The sequence below is a fragment of the Acinetobacter sp. SA01 genome (assembly GCF_011319235.1).
Taxonomy (GTDB): Bacteria; Pseudomonadota; Gammaproteobacteria; order Pseudomonadales; family Moraxellaceae; genus Acinetobacter.
In genome coordinates this window covers 14242-33434 of record NZ_WXXM01000026.1, presented here as the reverse complement: position 1 = coordinate 33434, position 19193 = coordinate 14242, and the positions used below count along the sequence as shown (strand labels likewise).

Here is a 19193-nt window from a genome sequence, read left to right as displayed (position 1 = left end):
AAAATGCTTTTGCGAGATTAAAACATTTCCGTGCTATTGCAACTCGATTTGATAAACTAGCACGCAATTATAAATCTATGATCCGTATAGCCTGCATATTTATTTGGTGCAAAGCCAAATGAGGACACGCCCTAGTAATAGTCCAATATTATTTTTGTACCTGTTGAGGATAGTTCAAGAAATACACATCATAGTTACGGTAGTGCAATATTTGAGCATGAGGATTGCTATTTTTATAAGAGTTGGTACGAGCCAAGATCACGACAGGTTGTCCTGATTGTACTTTCTGAGCAAGATTGTTTTCAGACCAGAGATACTGTTTACGTTCAGGTTCAAACAGAAGACCATCTTTAATTTGAAATGCAGAGCTGTCGAGACCAACATGTTCCCAGTCATCCACCAGATATACAGGTTTTTGTAAATTCATCAAGAATGGCACATCGTAAAAATAATAGTTGTAAAATACGATGGTCGCATCAGGCGTTATATATTTCTGCAATGAAACTTGGGTGGCGTTGCTTTTTTGATCCAGAATTTTCACACCAAAACTGATGCTCATACATAGCACGATAACTGCAGCCAACACCAGTTTGAAATGAGAAATAAGCTGCTTTTGATAAGCAAGCATGAATAAAATAATGGAAATGATAACCGAGCCGCCAAGCCAGTACAGTTGTTCCATATTCACATTATTCAGGAACGATTTATCCTGTGCCCATACCGGTAATGTTGCAAAAGCAATACCAATAATTAGGACAAAAAATGTAGGTGACCATATCTGAAATTTATTAGCACACTGATTTTCTAGTACACCATCAACCATAGTGGCAATTAAGATCGCTAAAGGAGCAGTTGCTGGCAAAATGTAACCTACCAGTTTTGATGGTGGAATAGAGAAAAATACCGTGACAGAGATAAACCACCATACCACCAAGATAAAAATTAGCTGACCAAGTTGCTGGGTTAAAGCTTGTTTAGAAAATTTGAACTGTGAAACAAATAACCAAGGCAAAAAGCTGAACATCAAGCAAAGCAGATAAAATGGCCATGATTGCTGGTTGTTAAACTGATCGGAACTGAAGCGGCTAAATTGCTGGTCAATAAAGAAGTATTGCAGGAATGCCGGATACTTGAGATGAACCAGATAAATCCATGGCATGGCAATCGTCAGGAAAATCAGTAAACCAATTGGATGTAACAGGGATGGGATTTTTTTCCATTGCTTGGTAAATAGTACCCAAGGCAAAATCACCATACCTGGAATGAGCACACCAATTAAACCTTTGGTTAAAAAGCCTAGGGCACAGGCAACATAACCAATAAACAGAATGTACTTTTTGCCGGAAAGGGTATAGTCAGCAAAACAGAATACGGCAATTGTCATCCAGCAAGTCATGGTTGACGTACTGACTGCTACCAAAAAACAGTAGGCTGGTGACCAGAATAATAACAATGATTCCTTAATTCATAGGTGGTGTGAAAATTATGTGATTTTAATCAAAAAGATACAAATTATTATGGTTGTAATTCAGGCAGCTTGCGCCTAGTATCTGGGTAGAAGTTACTCCATGTAAGCTTCCTTAGTTTTGTCCCATACACCCCTCTGTATGGGATTTTTTTTAATCAGGGGATCGTATGAGCATGCATTCAAAAGCGTATATTTTTAGACAGCAGCAATTACTGGTAGATGACCATTTTCAGTTGCCGCAGGTAGAAAGACTGCAGCACGACCTGAACCTGTCGGAAAATGGCGAGATCATTGCCCGTGATCTGAAAGAAGATGAACCGGTGCCGGAAGGTTATCAGCTGGTGCCGATCAGACAATTGGTGCAAGTCTGGAGCAGACCACAGTTTGAACAGGCCAGCCGTGCGGTACAGTTACTGGAATGGCGCCGTAATCACCGCTTTTGCAGTAAATGTGGTCACGCCACCGAGCAGCATGCCACCCAGTATGCCATGGTCTGTCCATCCTGTGGCTATAACCAATATCCACGGGTGAATCCCTGTGTCATTACCATCATTACCCGAGGTACAGATGAAATTCTGCTGGCAAAAAATGCCCGCAACAAAACCCAGATGTACAGCCTGATTGCAGGCTTTGTTGAAGTTGGAGAAACCTTGGAAGAGGCCGTACGCCGTGAAACGCTGGAAGAAGTGGGGCTGCAAATCAAAAATATTCAATATCTAGCCAGTCAGCCGTGGCCGTTTCCTAGCAATCTGATGATGGCCTTCAAGGCAGAATATCACGCAGGGGAAATTCAGATTCAAGAAAATGAACTCAGCGATGCGCAATTTTTCAAATTTGATCAGTTCCCCGAGATTCCGTTCAAGGGCAGTATCGCCTATGCCATGATTCAGCATGTGATGCATGGAACGCCAGTTGCAGATGACAGCAAAGAATGGCTTTGAAATTTTGAACAAATTTAGTGGCGCATTCTCGCTCTTTTAAGGGCGAGTTAAGCCACTAGAAATTTAAAATTATTATATCAATCATAAAATATATAAAATGTTAATATATAGATATTATTTAGATTTTTGGCTTAGTTTTTTAGCTAAAATAGTATTGGATTCAAGTATCTAAATAGTAAATTTACTGATGATTTCAGGCGTTAAGTTTGAAGCATATCTAACTCAGAAACAGAACTTAATTCTGAGCCAGTGGATGGGTTGTGCGAGATTAGCCACATATGGAAACTCGTTGCTTTAGCTGCGACTAGTTCATTGACTTAAATAATCTTAAAAATTTTTCCGCTAGAAGTACTTTGGAAAAACATTTCAAAGCTGGGGCGAATATCTTCACCATCCACAGTAATATATTTGACATGGGAACAAGACTGACTAGCACTAAAATGGCGCTCAACCGTGGCCTGAATAGAATATTTGATACCGAATTGGTCTTTTACATTTAGATTTTGTTTAAACATTAGTTTACCTTTAATAAGATTATGGCAGAGCGGCTATTCAATTAATTAAGCAATATATTATTTTTTAAATAACTTTTTGATTTAGCTTAAATAATTGATTTAAAGATGTATAAAATGTACGACCATCTAAATTTAAATCTACCTCAATTCCCGATTCCAGCAGAACTCTTTTACCCACTTCAATTTCTTTAAAACCTTGACGTGTATTCTGCATTTTATTTAAAGGAATTAAAGAAACGATAATTTCAGTACCATTTTTAGATTTTGCAATTAATTCATTAACTTTTAACAATTTGTATCCTATTTTTATGATTTTTTTCCAATATGGAAGAACAACTTTTTCTTTAAAATTAAAAAAGCACTGAGTAGTGCTTTTTCAACTCGTATTAGTGCTTATATGGCAACAATATTGACTGCATTCGGGCCTTTTTGACCTTGAGCAATACTAAATTCAACCTGTTGGCCTTCAAATAAGGTTTTAAAACCTGAGTTGGCAATTTCACTGAAGTGCGCAAAAACATCTGGACCTGATTCTGGTTGAATAAAACCAAAACCTTTAGTTTCATTGAACCACTTAACGGTACCTTTAACAACATTTGAGTTTGACATAATAAATCCTACTGATTTTTTAATAATTTTTAGTCATTTTAGTGACTGAATATAACTTTGAAAATAATAAATAATGAAACTTAAAATCTGAAAAAAACGAAGAATTATGAATAAAACGACGATACTTAAGAGAGATTTAATGAAACAAGACTTTTTTCTAGTTAAGTTAACTATACCCTAAAAACAGGAATAATCAAGTTTTTTTATATGTATATTTAATTATCTTATTAAAAATCTAGTTATCTGACTGATTTATATATTTTATTGTAATCATAACCAAACAAAGTTAATCTAATTGGCCAATAAATTTGACCAGTAAATGAATGCGATTATATAGTTCTGTAATAATAATATTGATGTTTTTAATTTCAGGAATGATGATTTTTTTACATATGCACAAAGCTTAAGCTTATATCAGCCTTCAAATTTGACTCTATATTAATAATTACGAGATGTCAGAAAAAATCCCCCGAACCAAGGGTAGGACTAAATTCTACTCATTTTTGGTTCATAGTAGCCCACTGATTTTCCATTCAAATATTTCAAAACAAAATATGTAAATTTGAATCTCGAAGCACTACCTTAATCTGCTATAATTTGTACATCAAACTGATGTACTTATTGGTGAAAAATATGGCTAACTTAGCAACAGAAAGAATCAATGTTCGGTCAACAGTAGATGCAAAAAATGTGATTGAACAAGCTGCGAATTTATTGGGTCTCAGTGTGAGTTCCTTTATGATCCAATCCTCATTTGAACGAGCAAAAGAATTACTTAAATCTAATCATGAGTTAAAAGTGAATAATGCTGATCGTGATATGTTAATGAACATGCTTGAAAACCCACGCCCTGCAAATGATGAGATGAAAAATTTAATGAGTTTATTGGATGAAGATTGAGGTTTTACAAGCCCATCATCAAAAAAAATCATTTAATTGTGGGCAAGATGATTTAAATAAGTTCATAAAACAATACGCATCCCAACATCAGAAATCAGGAACAAGTAAAACGTATGTAGCGATTGATGACGATGATACACAGGTGAAAGGATTTTATTGTCTATCAAGTACCTCTATAGGATTCGATGTAGTTGATGCTGTTCTCACTAAACGATTACCTCGTTATCCATTACCTTGTGTGGTTGTAGGGCGCTTTGCCGTTGATCAAACAACTCAGGGGCGAGGAATTGGACAAGTGCTTTTAGCACATGCTCTTAAACAAGTTTCAAAAGTTGCTCAAATTATTGGTATTAATTTTGTTGTCATACATGCCAAAGATCAAAAAGCGATGGAGTTTTATCAGCGTTTTGGCTTTATTTCATTAACATCAAATCCATTAACATTAATATATCCAGTGAGTGAAATACCTAATTTTAATTAAAGTGGCCTACTAGCAACAGGAGTGACTGGTAGATTACGAACAAGAATAAGAGATTCAGGTTAATTTTAGATGGTCTAAAATATCCACAAGATCAAATTCTTATTTTTATAATTTTTTCAATATTCGCTTAATATTTAATCCTTAAACGAAAGACAACCCCTTGTTGACTATTATGTGCATTTGCTTCCCCATTATGTAACATCATGATGGATTTAACTATTGATAGCCCTAAACCACCAGTTTTTGCTTTGGAATGTCGACTACTATCAATTTGATAGAAACGCTCAAATAAATGATTCAAATGCTGTTTATCAATAAAAATATTTTTAGTTAACACTTCAATATCGACATAGTCTGCTGTAGATTTTGTTGTAATTACAATGTCTTGGTTTTCGAATCCATAATCAATGGCATTGATGAGAAGATTAGATAGCGCTCTTTTTAATAAATCTTCATTACCATATATTTGAATTCCTTGTTCTAACTCCAAAACAAATTTCATTTGTCTATCTTCAGCTAAGAATTCAAAATAATGCACCAATTCTGAAATAAGGTTGGATAAATCAATATTTTCTTTATCAATAATATAATCGCTGTGTTCAGAACGAGCGATGAACAACATATTGTTTATCATCTTACTGAGCCGTTCATATTCCTCAAGATGAGAATATAAAAGCTGCTCCAGTTCTTGGGGTGATCGAGATTGCATGAGCATAATTTGTGTTTGACCCATTAAATTATTTAAGGGGGTTCTTAGTTCATGGGCAATATCTTCGGAAAACCGTGCCAATTGATCATAATTAATTTGAATTTTTTCTAACATCGCATTCATTGCTGAACGGAGTTGCTCAACTTCAACGGTAGTACTTTTAGTTTCGATTCGCTGATGTGGTTGAGTGCCCTGAATTTTATGTGTTTGCTCAATCAAATTATTTAGAGATTTGAGTAAATACCACCCGACCCAACGTCCGAGCAGGCTTGCCATGACAATGCCCAATAAACTATAGAGAATCAATTTCCATAAATATTGATCTAGAGTAGATTGAGCTTCATCAAGTTGTGTGCCAGCAATCAGTTGGTAATGTTGATTATTAAAAATAACAGTTTTATAAGCCAAACGGGTTGTGGCAAATTCAGATTGATTATCCAGAAAGGTAATGGTTTTTGATTCCGCCATAGTGGGAATAGCAACTTTCAGTGGATTAATCTCAATTAAGGCGTGTTGTGGGTTTCTTAAGATTAAAAGATTATCTTCTTTCCCTAGCATATTTTCATACAGACGAGGGTGTTGAACTAAAATCTGAAAACTTGCTTGATCCTGTAAAAAAATTTCGATGCGTTCAACACGTGCAGTTAAGTTCTGATCCCGTTGTTTAGCTAATAGGTGCTGCATGTTATGATAAGAAAGTAAACCAATAGCAAAAAATACAGTGCAACAAATAATACTGAAGGAAATACTTAAGCGTGTTGTTAAGCTGAGTTGCGTTAGCTGATTTTTCATTTATTTATGCTTAAACGATATCCCATACCCCGAACAGTATGAATTAATTTTGGCTGAAAATGATCATCAATTTTGGCACGCAAACGGCGAATAGCAACATCTACCACATTGGTGTCCGTATCAAAATTAATATTCCACACCTCAGAAGCAATTTGAGATCGGGTTAACAATTCACCTTGATGTTGCATTAATAACTGTAAAAGTGAAAATTCTTTAGCGCTTAAGTCGATTTTCTGTTGGTTCCGATAAACAGTACGTTCAAACCTATATAAAACTAGATCTTCAACCTGGTAATATTCAGACTCGGGTTTTACACTTCGTCTCAACAGGCTTTTGACCCGTGCCAATAGTTCAATATAAGAAAAAGGCTTAATTAAATAGTCATCTGCACCAAGTTCTAAACCTTTAACTCGATCTAGGACATGATCTTTCGCAGTCAGCATAAGTACCGGAATTTTAGAAAATGTCCTTAGGGTCTTTAATACTTGCCAACCATCCATTTCAGGTAACATGACATCCAAAATTACTAAATCAAAGTTTTTTTCTTCAAACAACCTGAGTGCTGTTAATCCATCATGAGCAATACTGGCTAAATAGCCGGATTCATTTAAACCTTTTGCTAGAAATTCAGCAATTTTGGTTTCATCTTCAATAATAAGTATCTGCATCTAAATAATATTATATGGATTTGTCTATCCCTACATTACAAATTCGTAATCTGATTGTCATGCAATAGTGAGTTTATTTTATATAAGCTAATTTATCTCTTCATTTAGCTTAATAGAAATGATGAAAAAACTTCTATTTATTCCAGTACTTCTATTTAGTTCAATCACATATTCAGCTCCTAAAACCAGCTATGTAATGGATCTAAACCTCGCCAATCAACTGGCAACCAATGTCATGCAAGCATGTAGCATTACTGCTAAACCTGCGGCTGTAGTGGTCTTAGATCAGGGTGGCAATGTCCTGGCAAGTCAACGGCATGAAACTGTGGGCATTCATAATTTAATCGCAGCGCAAAGGAAAGCTTTTACCGCATATTCAAGCAAGGTGACTACCTTACAATTTATGCGTAATGCCCAGAAGAATGTTGATTCACAGAATTTAACCAGTTTACCTGAATTATTACTTTTAGGTGGAGGAGTGCCCGTCGTTTATAAAAGTCAGGTATTAGGTGCAGTTGGTGTAGCCGGTGCAGGTGGGTCAATTCAAGATGATCGATGCGCAAAACTGGGTATAGAAATCACACTCAAACAAATTTAAATCAATTTAATTCAGGATAAATTCATATGAACAAGTTATTTTCATTCGCTGGAAGTTTATTTATTTCAAGTTGGGTAATGGCGCAAAATCCTTTAAGTGTGCATGTACTTAACTTGGAAAGTGGATTGCCTTCACCTGATGTAAAAGTTACTTTGGAAGAACAGAAAAATGGAAAATGGATACAGATTTCAGAAGCTAAAACCAATGAGCAAGGCCGCGTAACGGCATTATTTCCAGAAAATAAAACTTTAGATAATGCAATATACAAAGTCACGTTTAAAACAGGAGACTGGTTTAAGAAAAATAAGCAAAATTCTTTCTTCCCTGAAGTTCCGGTGATTTTCCAAACAGATGGTTCAGTAAAACACTACCATATTCCATTACTGCTTAGCCCTTATGGATATTCAACCTATCGAGGTAACTAAGCTGAGCAAAACAGAAGCTCTAACTTGTATGAGATTAGAGCTTAGTATCACTTAATATAATGGTGCTTATAGGTAATAGCCCTCATTTGAGGGCTATTACCTTATTACAAAATTTTCACAATGGATTGTGATCAAATATGGTAGTGAAAATACTCATATATTCAAAATTAAATTTATAAAAATGGAGTGCATTCTCATGATTAAAATAAAAAATCATGTTCTGAATATAACGTTAGGTTGCATCTGCTTAAGTTCTACATCTGCAATTGCCTCTCCACTAATATCATCTCACGATACAGCTCATTTACCGACTGTGGCAAGTACAACCCCCGGCACTTTGTTATCCATACAAGCACAAAATACCGATCTATTTTCAAGTGCATCTCAACGCTTCTTAATTACCTATCGAAGTCGCGGCATACAATCAGAACCAATTGTAGCTTCTGGATTTATTTTATTGCCGAAAGGAAAAGTACCAAAAGAAGGTTGGCCTATTTTAGCATGGGCGCATGGTACAACAGGTGTTGCCGATACTTGTGCTCCCTCGAGTGATTATGTAGGTGGACCGGTTCATATTTATCAACAAATAGCGGCAAAAGCTTTGAATGCCTGGCTTGCTCGTGGATATGCAGTAGTCGCACCAGACTATCAGGGTTTAGGTACACCCAGTGGACATCCCTATATGAATACTCAAAGTCAATTGCATACTGTAGTGGATGCTGTAAGGGCGACTCACTATTTAAAGCCTTATAAATTTAATAAAAATTGGTATGTCATGGGGCATAGCCAAGGAGGTGCTGCATCTCTTGCTGTTGCGGCGTATGGACAAAAAGACGCACCTGAACTTAATTTACGTGGGGCAATTGCCCTTGCTCCAGGCGGTTATCAATATGAAGGAATTGCGGAATATGTGGCAACTAACTCTCAAATCAACACCAGTGTTGCAGCATTTTTTCCAATCGTTCTTCTAGGGGCGGAAGCTGCAGATCCTAATCTTGCTCCAGCAAATTTAGTTAGCTCAGAAATGGGGGAAATTCTTAATCTGGCACGTGGTCGCTGTTTATCAGAATTACAATCTGATCTGAAGCAAGCCCCTAAAACTGTCTTTAAACCGAATGTAAATCTAGCCCCTTTGACCAATTATTTAAAAAAGCAGTCTATTGAGAATATGATACCCACTGTGCCTGTTATGGTTGTTCAGGGTGAGAAAGATCAGTTAGTGGATTCACGCGGTACTTATGCCTACTATCAACAAATCTGCCAGGTAGGAAAACCTATTGCCTTTTATCCTTTGAAAGAAGGCGACCATCGTGACTCCTTAAAACAAAGTGAATTCCTGATTGGAAATTTTATTAATTCAGTGGAAGAAAGGAAATCTGTAAATACCTGCAGCGTAAAATAGTATGGTAGATCCAAGAGTTTGAACTCAAAAAACTCTTATACAGAATTAAAATTTAGCATTTCAATTTTAAATATAAAAATTTAATTAAATCAATATGATGATAAATGGTTTGTTATCACTAACTGATCAAACTTTTCTTGTAACAGGAGGTGCTGCAGACGTTTATGATCAAACCACAGAAATATCCAAGAAAATGCCAGTCAATTTCTTAACTGACTGGCATTACATCTTATAATTTATAATGAGTTTTTCAGCGATTAGATCACTACTTTATCAATTCATATAAATACACTAATTAGTGGGATTGATTTAATTCATTATCTGTTGCAGAGATAATAGATGCAAAGATTGGAACACCCACAATAATGGGGAATGAAAGGATCCATACATCAATTGTTACTTGACTTGAAAAGAAAAACTGGTTGACAAGAGCAGCCAAAATTAATAATGAAACTAAAATACTAGTGAATCGGATTACAAATTTGATAGGCATTTGCCTGTTCCTAGGTGAGTCTAGCTGTTGTTGTAAAGTATATACCTTATCTGACTGTCCTTAAATCCATAAATAGCTGTCCACTTCATTTTACGTGGACACTATCGTGATGTTGAGCAGATAAAAAGTAGGACTCAGCGAATGCTTACAGTTTTACGCTCCATTTGATAGAATTATTGTACGAACAATAAAATTAATCCAGCTTAAATTATTCAATCACAAATACTGAATTTCACCATTTTGTCTTCACGCTTTGTTCACACCCACCTAGGTTATCTTAAGCCTAGGATACAACAAGGCTAAAAAATGAAGATGCTATTCAAATCTGTTTTTGCAGCGACAGCACTTGCCATCATCAGCTTAAGTACAACGACTCGAGCAGAAACTGTTGCACCTCAGGCAGTCGATCAGGTAGATATCGAGCAGTATGCAGGCAAGTGGTATGAAATTGCGCATTTACCGATGTATTTTCAGCGTAAATGTGTCTCGAATATCTCGGCACAATATAGCGTCAATACCGATCAAACCATGCGTGTTTTGAATAGTTGCCGGATTGCCAATGGTGAGATGATCAGCTCTGAAGGTATTGCCTATCCGCAAAATAAGGGCAACAGCAAACTAAAGGTCAGCTTTTTGCCGCAAGGTTTAAGATGGATACCATTTAGCAAAGGTCATTACTGGGTATTACGAGTAGACCCAGAATATAAAGTGGCACTGGTAGGTGGGCCAAGTAACAAATACCTGTGGATTTTATCGCGTGAACCGCAACTAGATGAAGCCACTTATCAATCCTATCTGGAAACTGCAAAACATTATGGTTATGACGTGACAAAACTGATCAAATTGCCGCATTAATCTGTTACCCTTTTGCCGAACTGACCACGCTCTCTACACAGTTCGGCTTTTTTTATTTACTTCACATAAAATTCATATCTGACTGATTACACTCATCAAATAGAATAAAGACAATCGCTTGAAAGTAGGATGAGTCCATGTTGAAAAGTCTGATGCGATGGATAGACAGCTGGTCTACACCCACAACGCCCAAAACACTGACGGCTGAAAACAGCAAGATTCAGTGGCTGAGGATTTTGCCCTTTATTCTGTTACATCTGGCCTGCCTGGCGGTATTCTGGGTGGGAGTGTCTTGGTTTGCAATTGGCTTTATGCTGGCATTCTACCTGATCCGCATGTTTTCAATTACAGCTTTTTTCCATCGCTATCTGTCACACAAAACTTTTCAGACCTCGCGTCCGGTGCAGTTCCTGTTTGTGCTGATTGGCACCATGAGTGCACAGCGTGGTCCGCTATGGTGGGCGGCGCATCACCGTTATCACCACCGCTATACCGATACCTTGCAAGATCCGCATTCCTCGACGCACGGTTTTTGGTACAGCCACGTCGGCTGGTTTTTAAATGAATATAATTTTGCCACGCGTAAAGAAGTCATTAAGGACTGGCTGAAATATCCGGAGCTGATCTGGTTGGATCGTTTCAGTTTAATTGTGGTGCTGCTGACCGCGGGCGGAATTTATGCATTTGGGGAATGGCTGGCCATCACCTGGCCGCAACTCGGTACGTCCGGCCTGCAATTGCTGGTCTGGGGCTTTGTCATCTCTACCGTGTTACTGATCCATGCCACCTTGTGTATCAATTCACTGGCGCATCATTACGGCAGCCGGGATTTTGACACTGAAGATCACAGCCGCAACAACTTATTCCTGTCCATTATTACCTTGGGCGAAGGATGGCATAACAACCATCATTATTATGCTGGCAGTACCCGGCAAGGCTTTTACTGGTGGCAGATTGATGTAACCTATTACCTGCTGAAACTCATGTCCTGGTTCGGACTGGTCTGGGGAATCAAACCCATTCCGGCAAGGGTCTATGAAGTCAGTAAAATTGCTCAGGCCAGAAAACAGAAAAAAGCCGCTACGACAGGCACTCACAAAATTCAATCGAAGGAATCACCATGAAAATTGCAATTATTGGTTCAGGTATTTCCGGTCTGTATGCTGCCTGGAAACTCAGCAAAGTGCATGAGGTTACGGTCTTTGAAAAGAATAATTACTTTGGCGGCCATACCGATACTCATCAGCTGAATATAGACGGCGAACAGGTTGCAGTGGACAGTGGTTTTATTGTGTTTAACGAGCATAATTATCCGCTGTTTTGCGCGATGCTAAAAGAACTCGGGATTCAATCGCAAAGCAGTGACATGGGCTTTTCCGTGAATAATCAGGTCAGCGGCTTACAGTACAATCCTTCAAAAAAATTCTCCCTGCTTTTCCGCCCACAAAATTTTCTGAATGCTGATTTTCGCGCGATGTTGTCAGATCTGTTCCGTTTCTATGCGGCCAATAAAGATATGGATGTGGAACAGGTCAATGCACAACTCAGTATTGATGAGTATTTAAATCAACATGGCTATTCCGAAGCCTTCCGCCAGGAACATCTCTATCCGATGTGTGGGGCGCTGTGGTCCTGTCCGGTGGAACAGGCCGGACAGATTCCCTATAAATTTGTGGTGAGCTTTTTCCAGCATCATCGCATGTTACAACTGAAAGACCGACCGTTATGGCTTACGGTCAAGGGTGGATCGGCTCGCTACGTTCGTGCAATTCAGTCCCAGGCCAATATTAGCTTCCGCAAAACGGGTGTTCTCCATGTATCCCGTAGTGCCAATGATGTGCTGGTTGAAACGACACAGGGCAGCGAACGTTTTGACTGGGTTGTATTTGCCAGCCATGCTGACGACAGCCTGAAGTTACTGAAAGACCCGTCCGCGCAGGAGTTGGACGTACTGAGCAAGTTCCGCTATCAGGATAACCGCATGGTGGTGCATTCTGATACCCGCATCATGCCAAAATCCAGACGCCAATGGGCCAGCTGGCATGTGCATGTGACCCCAAGTCAGGCCACCGAACAGACCCCATTCCAGCACAGTGGTATGCACTATGGTTTCAGTTACTGGATGAACCAGCTGCAAAACCTGCAATGCAAAACCCAGGTCTTTGCCACCCTGAATCCTAATTTTGCCTTGGATCCTAAAAAAGTCTGGGTAGAACGGCATTATCGTCATCCGGTGTTTGATGCCCCGGCGATTGAAGCACAACAACGCTGGGCCGAAGTCAATGCTCAGAACCGCACCTCATACTGTGGCGCTTACTGGGGCTGGGGCTTTCATGAGGATGGGGCACGTAGCGCTTCATGGGTAGTCGATCAGCTATTGCAGCAGACCGAGCAGGCAGCTAGGAGCGCATGATGCAGATGTATCCACTGGCGATCGCCGCTGCCGAAATCCGGCATCGCCGTTACCTGCCCAAAGCCCATGCTTTTGAGACTCAGCTGACCTATCTATGGTTTGATCCTGATCAACTCTCAAGCTTTACCCAAAAATCCTGGCTCTGGTCTTCCAGGCACTGGAATTTCCTGACCCTGGATGAGCGTGATTTTCTGACTATGGAATGTGGTTCGATTCGGCAGAAGGTCGCACGTCTGCTGATCAAGCGGGAAAACTATCTGTTACCGCATGCCGCGTCCATCCGGGTTCTGGCCTTGCCACGCACCCTCGGCTTTCGTTTCAATTCCGTGGTGTTTTATCTGGTCTTTGATGCCACCGACCAATTGCTCTTTGTACTGAGTGAAATTACCAATACACCGTGGAATGAACGTCAGGTCTATATCCATGATTGCAGGCACAATACAACTGAATATGCGCCGTACCAGAGTCACCAGTTTGATTTTAAAAAGGCCTTTCATGTATCACCGTTCATGCCGATGGCACTGGATTACCGCTGGCGCTTCAGCTTCTCTGATCAGCAGAACGTGATTCATATGCAGCTGTTTGAGCAGGGCGTGCTGCAATTTGATGCCACCCTGAAATTTTCTCTGCAGGCCATCACGGTTCCTTCACAGCAGTATCGCTATGCTGTGTTGAAAGTTCTTGAACCGTTCAGGATGGTCAGCGGAATTTATCTGCATGCCTTCCGTTTATGGAAAAAGAAAATTCCGTTTTACCGACATCCTAAAAAAGAAAAAGGAAACACATTGCGATGAAAACACTGTTAATGGGAGAGCAAAGCACACTGCCAGTGATATTACATCATTTACTGAAATTGCGGCATGGTCAGCTGATTTTTAAAGGCGTCTGGAACGGGACAGTTGGGGAAAACAGTGATCTGCAGGCCGTGATTCAGGTGCATGATACCCGTCTGATGGAACTGTTGTTCCGTAATGGTGTGCTTGGTGCAGCAGAAGGTTTTATCCGCGGTTACTGGAGCAGTGAAGATCTGGTGGATGTCATCCGCATTTTGGCTCGTAACCGCGATGTACTGGACCGGATGAATCAGAATGCAGTGGCCAAGGCCAGCCAGTTGTTGTTAAAGGCTTGGTACAAATCGCGCAAGAATTCGATTGATGGCAGCCGCAAAAATATTGCCGAGCATTACGACCTGAGCAATGACTTTTTCAAGCTGTTCCTGGATAGCAGCATGATGTATTCCAGTGCGGTATTTAAAGAGCCGGGTATGAGTCTGGAACAGGCTTCGGATTATAAAAAAGAGCTGATCTGCCAGAAACTCAAGCTGAAACCGATGGATCATTTAGTCGAAATTGGCAGTGGCTGGGGCGGTTTTGCCATTTATGCCGCGCAGCAATATGGCTGTAAAGTCACCACCATCACCATTTCCAAGGCACAGTATGATGAAGCCGTGGCCCGGGTCGCTGCAGCTGGACTATCACATCGCGTCACTGTCCAGCTGAAAGATTACCGTCTACTGGAAGGCAAATACGACAAGCTGGTGTCGATTGAAATGATCGAGGCCGTAGGTGAGCAGTATTTGCCGACCTATTTCCGTAAATGCCGTGAGCTGCTGAAACCGAACGGTCTGGCCCTGATTCAGGCCATCACCATTGAAGATGCACGCTATGCCAAAGCCCTGAATACCGTGGACTACATCAAGCGCTACATTTTCCCGGGCAGTTTTATTCCCTGTATTAGTGTCATGACCCAAGCCGCTTCCGAGCAAAAACTGCGTCTCAAGCATTTGGAAGATATCGGTCAAAGCTATGCAGAAACCTTAAAGGTCTGGCGTCAGCGTTTTTTCTCGCAACGTGATCAAGTTTTAGAACTAGGCTTTGATGATAAGTTTATTCGTATGTGGGATTTTTATCTGTGTTATTGCGAAGGTGGCTTCCGCGAAGGTGTGATCAGTGATGTGCATCTGTTGTTCGAAGCCAGTGCTTATTAAGCCGAGATAAAACAGGAGGGCTGACATGCTGCTGAATTTACTGGTGCTGAATGTCTTTATCATGTTCTGTAGCTGGCTACTGGTGACCTATAACCAGCGTGCCGGACTGGTCGATGTGGCCTGGAGCTTTGGTATTGCACTCAACGTTATTATCGCGGCCTGGGTTATGGAAACTGCACCGCTGCTGGTTCGGGTATTTCTGGGCGTGTTTAGCGGCATCTGGTTTTTACGCCTGACCTGGCATCTACTGCGCCGTTATGCCAATGAAACTGCAGAAGATACCCGTTATGCCAATATGCGCCGGGCCATGGGCGATTATCAGCATCTCGGTTTTCTGGCCTTTTTTATGTTTCAGGCCGGGTTGGTGGTACTGTTTTCCTACCCGATGCTGGAGTTGCTCAATATTCCGGCCCAGCAGTGGAATGACTGGACACAGGCTACGGTATTCGTGGCAGGCATGATCATGCTACTGGCACTGATTGGGGAAAGCACAGCCGACCAGCAACTCTACCGTTTCAAACTGAATCCACAAAACCAGGGCAAAACCCTAGACCAAGGATTATGGAAATATTCACGTCATCCAAACTATTTCTTTGAATGGCTGCACTGGTTTGCCTATCCAATCCTCGGTCTGGCGGCAAGTGTTTATGAATTATGGCTGTATCCACTGTTGATGTGGCTGTTTCTATACTACATCACCGGTATTCCCTTTAGTGAACAACAGGCGCTGACACATCGCGGCGACAACTATAAAGACTATCAACGACGAACTTCAATGTTTATTCCGTGGCCACCCAAAGAGTAGGTAAATACATGGACTTTATGATTCAACAATCTTTAAAACTGATCGAAAGTGGCAAACTGCCCGATCCGGTGATTCGGACCGGCATTCGTACTTTAAGCAAAAAACGCCTGGCACAGGAAGGACGCTTCGACCCGGCACTGGCGGCACAGCGCTATATGGATGTGCTGCATATGCTAAAAAACAGCGAGATTGCCATCGAGACCGACAAAGCCAATGAGCAGCACTATGAACTGCCCACCGCATTTTTCCAGGCAGTACTGGGCAAGCGTCTGAAATACAGCGCCAGCCTATTTGAACACGCGCATAGCACACTGGATCAGGCGGAAGAAGCGGCACTAGCCAGCTATTGCCAGCGTGCACAGTTGCAGGATGGACAGGATATTCTGGAAATAGGCTGTGGCTGGGGGTCTTTCAGTTTGTACATGGCTGAACATTATCCCAAGGCTCGCATTACTGTGGTGTCGAACTCCTCGACCCAGCGCCAGTACATTCAAGAACAGGCCAATCTGAAAAAACTGGATAACCTGACGGTGATTACCTGCGACGTCAATGTACTGCAACTGGAAGCCGCTTCTTTCGACCGTGTGGTTTCGGTGGAAATGTTTGAACATGTACGTAATTACCAAAAACTGTTTGAAAATATTAGCACCTGGCTGAAAGCAGATGGCTTGCTGTGGTGCCATATTTTCTGTCACCGTTTCCTGCATTATCCGTTTGAAGTGAAAAATGAATTTGACTGGATGTCAAAATATTTCTTTAGTGGCGGTCTGATGCCTGCAGCCTCAACCTTCCTGCATTTCCAGCAGCATTTGCAGCTGGAACAGCACTGGCAATGGGCAGGCACCCAATATGAACGCACCGCAAATGCCTGGCTGGAGAATATGGACCAAAAGCAAGTCGAGCTGCAGCCCCTGTTTGAACAGACCTATGGTACAGATGCTGCAATCTGGTGGCAGCGCTGGCGAATTTTCTTTATGGCCTGTGCCGAACTATTTGGTTATGACCATGGTCGTGAATGGGTGATCGGCCACTTTCTGTTTAAGAAAAAAGTCATATAATTGAACGATGAATCGGATGGGCCAGCGGGGAATAGACCAATGTTAAGGCTGTTTAGGGACAAACGCGATCATCCTTTGGGTGAGGTGTTTAACCGCTACTACTGGCTGCAAATCGGATTCATTGCCCTGTCTGTGGTGATCGGGATTGCCTGTAGTGCCTGGGTAATCAAGGGTTCCTTGCTCAGAACTGCGCTGGAACAGGAAATGTCACACTACTGGCAGCGGCTGGAACGTAATCCAGCTGCTGAACTGCCCGACACCAAAAACCTGTATGGTTACCGCTGGAACGATGTGCCGCCGGTCCAATTTCGCCACATGCAGCTTGAGCAAGGGGTGAACCGGCATTTTGTCGATGGCAAGGAGCGCATGACCGTTTATGGTGAAAAAGACGGACAGCATGTGCTGCTGGTGTTTGGCGAAAGCAACGTCAACAAGCTGGTCTGGCTGTTTGGTCTGGCACCGCTGATGGTCAGCCTATTTGTGCTGTATAGCGTGCTGTGGTGGTGGAATCGCCGTGCGCGGCGCTATTTTTCCCCGATTACCCGCCTGGCCAATGCGCTGGAGCATATTGACTGGGAACACCAGAAAAATCAGGCTTCGCCGTTTCAGGACATCCGTACCGACTCCAATCTGGAAGCGGAATATCTCAAGCAGGCATTAGAAAAATATCATCAGGTGTTAAGCGAGTTTATTCAGCGTGAACGCGAGTTTACCGGTGATGTCAGCCATGAGCTGCGCACGCCACTGACCATTTTAAAGGGCAATGTGCAGCTGTGTCAGGCACGCTATGGCGACAACAAGTCCTTTACCCGCCTGCACAATACCATTGAAGATATGCAACTGCTGGTCGATACTTTGCTGGCTATCGCCCGCAATACCACCAATACTTTAAGTGCAGAACCGAGCATGCTATCCCAGTTACTGGACAATCTGGTGCAGGATCTGGACAGCGTTAGCCATAACAAAGGCATGCAGATTGACCTGCAAAAAGACCTCGATGAGCAGCCGCGTAAACTTTATCCATCGATGACCAAAATGGTGTTTGGCAATATTCTGCGTAATGCGCTGAACTATTCGCAAGGCACAGAAATTGATGTCATTCTGCAAAAAAACAAAGTACTGATTGCCGATAATGGGGTCGGCATTCCTTTGCCGAATAATGCCAAAGTCCAGGAGCTGTCTGGACAGCAGCTGCAACTGGAAATCAAAGGACATGGCATTGGCCTGCAACTGGTACAGAAGCTGTGCAAGCAGTTGGGCTGGCGGGTGGAGCTGTTTGACCGGCAGTATTATCTCAGCACCCATCAGGATGTTGATCTGGCGATGACTACCGGACTGATTGTAGTGGTGTATTTAAACGAGGTTTCCGCTTGAAAAGCTTAAGCATCTAAAGCGATTTTTAAACCGACACCAGATATAGTATGAATCAGCTTCTGCTCAAAAGGCTTGTCGACCATCTTACGCAGATTATAAATATGACTGCGTAAAGCATCACTTTCCGGTTCTTCATCGCCCCATAGTTCCATCATGATTTCCTGTTTGGTCAGCACTTTAGGTGAATGGCGCATCAGCAGTTTAAGCAGTTTAAACTGAATTGGTGGCAGTTCAATGGTCTGACCAGCCCGGGTCAGTTGCTGTCTGGCCGGATCTAGGATCAGATCGTGAATTTGCAGACGGCTACTAGAGACTTCACCCAGCGAACGCTTGATCAGGGCTTTGACCCGCACCACCAACTCGTTAAAGTCAAACGGCTTGACCAGGTAATCATCCGTGCCGGAATTGAAACCTTTGAGCTTATCGTCTAAGGTATCACGAGCAGTGAGCATCAGCACCGGCAGGTCCAAACCTTCTTCATGACGCAGCCATTCACACAGTTCATAACCTGAACCATCCGGCAAGTTAATATCCAACAGCAAGATATGATAGCGCTGCTGTTTCAGTAGCTGGCGCGCAGCATTCAGATTGCGGGCATGATCCACCACAAAATCATGTTCTTCCAGAAACTCGCATAAGGTAGAGGCCAGTTCATAATGGTCTTCAACCATGAGGATAAAATGTTTGGACATAGTCACGG

23 protein-coding genes and 1 pseudogene are annotated in these 19193 nt (G+C 41.5%); 16 read left to right on the top strand and 8 right to left on the bottom strand.

What is annotated here, in order from left to right; translation table 11 throughout:
* A pseudogene (locus GTU69_RS15885) lies at nucleotides 1-122 on the top strand (IS5/IS1182 family transposase); the annotation flags it as partial.
* A gap of 26 nt (nucleotides 123-148) precedes the next feature.
* On the opposite strand, the gene GTU69_RS15880 reads toward GTU69_RS15885, so the two are convergent.
* Entirely contained in the window at nucleotides 149-1384 is a 1236-nt protein-coding gene (locus tag GTU69_RS15880; protein WP_166171927.1) for a dolichyl-phosphate-mannose--protein mannosyltransferase, read from the bottom strand.
* 251 nt (nucleotides 1385-1635) lie between these two features.
* Between GTU69_RS15880 and nudC the strand changes: the two genes are divergently transcribed.
* Both nudC and GTU69_RS15870 read left to right on the top strand, forming a co-directional pair.
* Nucleotides 1636-2409 (top strand): NAD(+) diphosphatase, encoded by a 774-nt coding sequence (gene nudC / locus GTU69_RS15875; protein ID WP_086197554.1) that lies wholly within the window; start codon nucleotides 1636-1638, stop codon nucleotides 2407-2409.
* 187 nt (nucleotides 2410-2596) lie between these two features.
* A complete protein-coding gene (locus GTU69_RS15870; protein ID WP_086197553.1) occupies nucleotides 2597-2707 on the top strand; it encodes a helix-turn-helix domain-containing protein in 111 nt (36 codons plus the stop codon).
* Nucleotides 2708-2726: 19 nt separating this feature from the next.
* On the opposite strand, the gene GTU69_RS15865 is transcribed toward GTU69_RS15870, so the two are convergent.
* From GTU69_RS15865 to GTU69_RS15855, 3 genes are all read right to left on the bottom strand, one after another.
* Nucleotides 2727-2924: a hypothetical protein gene (locus GTU69_RS15865; protein WP_019837892.1), complete on the bottom strand. Its 198-nt coding sequence runs from the start codon at nucleotides 2922-2924 to the stop codon at nucleotides 2727-2729.
* A 64-nt stretch (nucleotides 2925-2988) separates the two neighbouring features.
* The gene (locus GTU69_RS15860) at nucleotides 2989-3216 is read right to left on the bottom strand and encodes a hypothetical protein (RefSeq protein WP_004761266.1); all 228 of its coding nucleotides are present in this window, start codon (nucleotides 3214-3216) and stop codon (nucleotides 2989-2991) included.
* 101 nt (nucleotides 3217-3317) lie between these two features.
* Entirely contained in the window at nucleotides 3318-3533 is a 216-nt protein-coding gene (locus tag GTU69_RS15855) for a cold-shock protein (RefSeq protein ID WP_019837890.1), read from the bottom strand.
* A 633-nt stretch (nucleotides 3534-4166) separates the two neighbouring features.
* On the opposite strand from GTU69_RS15855, the gene GTU69_RS15850 reads away from it, so the two are divergent.
* A complete protein-coding gene (locus GTU69_RS15850) occupies nucleotides 4167-4433 on the top strand; it encodes a DUF1778 domain-containing protein (protein WP_166171925.1) in 267 nt (88 codons plus the stop codon).
* Complete coding sequence (locus tag GTU69_RS15845; RefSeq protein ID WP_166171923.1) at nucleotides 4423-4914, top strand: GNAT family N-acetyltransferase; 492 nt, start codon at nucleotides 4423-4425, stop codon at nucleotides 4912-4914. Before GTU69_RS15850 ends, GTU69_RS15845 begins: the two co-directional genes overlap by 11 nt.
* 127 nt (nucleotides 4915-5041) lie before the next feature.
* Here the strand turns inward: GTU69_RS15845 and GTU69_RS15840 are convergent, their stop codons facing one another.
* Entirely contained in the window at nucleotides 5042-6415 is a 1374-nt protein-coding gene (locus GTU69_RS15840) for a heavy metal sensor histidine kinase (protein ID WP_166171921.1), read from the bottom strand.
* Nucleotides 6412-7083: a heavy metal response regulator transcription factor gene (locus GTU69_RS15835; protein WP_166171919.1), complete on the bottom strand. Its 672-nt coding sequence runs from the start codon at nucleotides 7081-7083 to the stop codon at nucleotides 6412-6414. The genes GTU69_RS15840 and GTU69_RS15835 overlap by 4 nt, the downstream gene beginning before the upstream one ends.
* Before the next feature lie 121 nt (nucleotides 7084-7204).
* Here GTU69_RS15835 and GTU69_RS15830 point away from each other — a divergent pair, with 121 nt between their 5' ends.
* The 3 genes from GTU69_RS15830 (at nucleotide 7205) to GTU69_RS15820 (ending at nucleotide 9508) form a co-directional block, all read left to right on the top strand.
* Nucleotides 7205-7681, top strand: a complete 477-nt coding sequence (locus tag GTU69_RS15830; RefSeq protein WP_171522044.1) for a heme-binding protein — start codon at nucleotides 7205-7207, stop codon at nucleotides 7679-7681.
* A 26-nt stretch (nucleotides 7682-7707) separates the two neighbouring features.
* A complete protein-coding gene (gene uraH, locus GTU69_RS15825) occupies nucleotides 7708-8106 on the top strand; it encodes a hydroxyisourate hydrolase (protein ID WP_166171915.1) in 399 nt (132 codons plus the stop codon).
* A 196-nt stretch (nucleotides 8107-8302) separates the two neighbouring features.
* A complete protein-coding gene (locus tag GTU69_RS15820; RefSeq protein ID WP_171522043.1) occupies nucleotides 8303-9508 on the top strand; it encodes an alpha/beta fold hydrolase in 1206 nt (401 codons plus the stop codon).
* 295 nt (nucleotides 9509-9803) lie between these two features.
* Here the strand turns inward: GTU69_RS15820 and GTU69_RS15815 are convergent, their stop codons facing one another.
* Entirely contained in the window at nucleotides 9804-10001 is a 198-nt protein-coding gene (locus GTU69_RS15815) for a hypothetical protein (RefSeq protein ID WP_166171913.1), read from the bottom strand.
* A 306-nt stretch (nucleotides 10002-10307) separates the two neighbouring features.
* Here GTU69_RS15815 and GTU69_RS15810 point away from each other — a divergent pair, with 306 nt between their 5' ends.
* The 8 genes from GTU69_RS15810 to GTU69_RS15775 all read left to right on the top strand — a co-directional run bounded on the left by GTU69_RS15810 (nucleotide 10308) and on the right by GTU69_RS15775 (nucleotide 18493).
* Nucleotides 10308-10856, top strand: a complete 549-nt coding sequence (locus tag GTU69_RS15810) for a lipocalin family protein (RefSeq protein ID WP_166171911.1) — start codon at nucleotides 10308-10310, stop codon at nucleotides 10854-10856.
* A gap of 137 nt (nucleotides 10857-10993) precedes the next feature.
* Nucleotides 10994-11980 carry an acyl-CoA desaturase gene (locus GTU69_RS15805; protein WP_166171910.1) on the top strand — a complete coding sequence of 329 codons (987 nt, stop codon included), beginning with the start codon at nucleotides 10994-10996 and terminating at the stop codon, nucleotides 11978-11980.
* On the top strand, nucleotides 11977-13269 hold the full coding sequence (locus tag GTU69_RS15800; RefSeq protein ID WP_166171908.1) for an FAD-dependent oxidoreductase: 1293 nt from the start codon (nucleotides 11977-11979) through the stop codon (nucleotides 13267-13269). Before GTU69_RS15805 ends, GTU69_RS15800 begins: the two co-directional genes overlap by 4 nt.
* Nucleotides 13269-14063 (top strand): DUF1365 domain-containing protein, encoded by a 795-nt coding sequence (locus tag GTU69_RS15795; protein WP_166171906.1) that lies wholly within the window; start codon nucleotides 13269-13271, stop codon nucleotides 14061-14063. Before GTU69_RS15800 ends, GTU69_RS15795 begins: the two co-directional genes overlap by 1 nt.
* A complete protein-coding gene (locus GTU69_RS15790; RefSeq protein WP_166171904.1) occupies nucleotides 14060-15256 on the top strand; it encodes a cyclopropane-fatty-acyl-phospholipid synthase family protein in 1197 nt (398 codons plus the stop codon). The genes GTU69_RS15795 and GTU69_RS15790 overlap by 4 nt, the downstream gene beginning before the upstream one ends.
* A gap of 25 nt (nucleotides 15257-15281) precedes the next feature.
* Nucleotides 15282-16061, top strand: a complete 780-nt coding sequence (locus GTU69_RS15785; protein ID WP_166171902.1) for a DUF1295 domain-containing protein — start codon at nucleotides 15282-15284, stop codon at nucleotides 16059-16061.
* Between the two features lie 8 nt (nucleotides 16062-16069).
* Complete coding sequence (locus tag GTU69_RS15780) at nucleotides 16070-17119, top strand: class I SAM-dependent methyltransferase (protein WP_166171900.1); 1050 nt, start codon at nucleotides 16070-16072, stop codon at nucleotides 17117-17119.
* Nucleotides 17120-17158: 39 nt separating this feature from the next.
* Nucleotides 17159-18493, top strand: a complete 1335-nt coding sequence (locus GTU69_RS15775) for a HAMP domain-containing sensor histidine kinase (RefSeq protein ID WP_086197544.1) — start codon at nucleotides 17159-17161, stop codon at nucleotides 18491-18493.
* Between the two features lie 5 nt (nucleotides 18494-18498).
* Here GTU69_RS15775 and GTU69_RS15770 read toward each other — a convergent pair whose 3' ends face one another.
* A complete protein-coding gene (locus GTU69_RS15770; RefSeq protein WP_166171898.1) occupies nucleotides 18499-19185 on the bottom strand; it encodes a response regulator transcription factor in 687 nt (228 codons plus the stop codon).
* Between the last annotated feature and the right edge of the window lie 8 nt (nucleotides 19186-19193).